Source organism: Halomonas litopenaei, from assembly GCF_017303055.1.
Taxonomy (GTDB): Bacteria; Pseudomonadota; Gammaproteobacteria; order Pseudomonadales; family Halomonadaceae; genus Halomonas; species Halomonas litopenaei_A.
Genome location: NZ_JAEKJT010000016.1, coordinates 1 through 1,948, shown reverse-complemented (window position 1 = coordinate 1,948; position 1,948 = coordinate 1). Strand labels below are relative to the sequence as shown.

The window sequence follows — 1,948 nt, the reverse complement described above, 5'->3', positions numbered from 1 at the left end:
TAAATGCCTGACGATGACCTACTCTCGCATGGGGAGACCCCACACTACCATCGGCGCTGAGCGGTTTCACTTCTGAGTTCGGCAAGGGATCAGGTGGTTCCCACTCGCTATGGTCGTCAGGCGAAAAAAGACAACGTATATCAATGCTGGCAAAGTCTTGCTCGATACGTCCCACGTATCCGTCAATTGTGTCGTGACACCATCGACCAAAACCTCTTGGGTGTTATATGGTCAAGCCTCACGGACCATTAGTACCGGTTAGCTCAACGCCTTGCAGCGCTTCCACACCCGGCCTATCAACCAGCTGGTCTTGCTGGGTCCTTTAGGAGGCTCAAGGCCTCAGGGAGATCTCATCTTGAAGGGGGCTTCCCGCTTAGATGCTTTCAGCGGTTATCCCGTCCGTACATAGCTACCCGGCAATGCCATTGGCATGACAACCGGAACACCAGAGGTACGTCCACTCCGGTCCTCTCGTACTAGGAGCAGCACTTCTCAAATCTCCAACGCCCACGGCAGATAGGGACCGAACTGTCTCACGACGTTCTAAACCCAGCTCGCGTACCACTTTAAATGGCGAACAGCCATACCCTTGGGACCGACTTCAGCCCCAGGATGTGATGAGCCGACATCGAGGTGCCAAACACCGCCGTCGATGTGAACTCTTGGGCGGTATCAGCCTGTTATCCCCGGAGTACCTTTTATCCGTTGAGCGATGGCCCTTCCATACAGAACCACCGGATCACTAGAACCTACTTTCGTACCTGCTCGACGTGTCTGTCTCGCAGTTAAGCACCCTTATGCTCTTGCACTCAATGCACGATTTCCAACCGTGCTGAGGGTACCTTCGTGCTCCTCCGTTACTCTTTGGGAGGAGACCGCCCCAGTCAAACTACCCACCACACACGGTCCTCGAACCGGATTACGGTCCTGAGTTAGAACGCCAATGATGCCAGGCTGGTATTTCAAGGTTGGCTCCACCCCATCTGGCGACAGGGTTTCAAAGCCTCCCAGCTATCCTACACAAGCAACATCAGCGTCCAGTGTGAAGCTGTAGTAAAGGTTCACGGGGTCTTTCCGTCTAGCCGCGGGTACACAGCATCTTCACTGCGATTTCAATTTCACTGAGTCTCGGGTGGAGACAGCGTGGCCATCATTACGCCATTCGTGCAGGTCGGAACTTACCCGACAAGGAATTTCGCTACCTTAGGACCGTTATAGTTACGGCCGCCGTTTACCGGGGCTTCGATCAGGAGCTTCGCGTGAGCTAACACCATCACTTAACCTTCCGGCACCGGGCAGGCGTCACACCCTATACGTCCGCTTGCGCGTTTGCAGAGTGCTGTGTTTTTAATAAACAGTTGCAGCCACCTGGTATCTTCGACCGCGTCAGGCTCCGGTCGCGAGGACCTTCACCCTAATGCGGCGTGCCTTCTCCCGAAGTTACGGCACCATTTTGCCTAGTTCCTTCACCCGAGTTCTCTCAAGCGCCTTGGTATTCTCTACCTGACCACCTGTGTCGGTTTGGGGTACGGTCCCACAGTATCTGAAGCTTAGAGGCTTTTCCTGGAAGCGTGGCATCGATGACTTCCTGACCGTAGTCAGTTCGTCTCGCCTCTCGGCCTTAAGGGTCCGGATTTTCCTGAACCCTCAGCCTACTGGCTTTCACCAGGACAACCAACGCCTGGCTCACCTAGCCTTCTTCGTCCCCCCATCGCAATACTGTGAGGTACGGGAATATTGACCCGTTTCCCATCGACTACGCCTTTCGGCCTCGCCTTAGGGGCCGACTCACTCTGCTCCGATTAGCGTCGAACAGAAACCCTTGGTCTTCCGGCGGGGGAGTTTTTCACTCCCCTTGTCGTTACTCATGTCAGCATTCGCACTCGTGATACCTCCAGCATGCTTCTCAACACACCTTCATCGGCTTACACGACGCTCCTCTACCGCT

General features: G+C 54.8%; 2 rRNA genes. Both read right to left on the bottom strand.

The features are described from left to right. Positions 1-5: 5 nt before the first annotated feature. A 5S ribosomal RNA gene (gene rrf, locus JF545_RS19755) occupies positions 6-121 on the bottom strand. Positions 122-227: 106 nt separating this feature from the next. Next, positions 228-1,948 (bottom strand): 23S ribosomal RNA (locus JF545_RS19750); the annotation flags it as partial.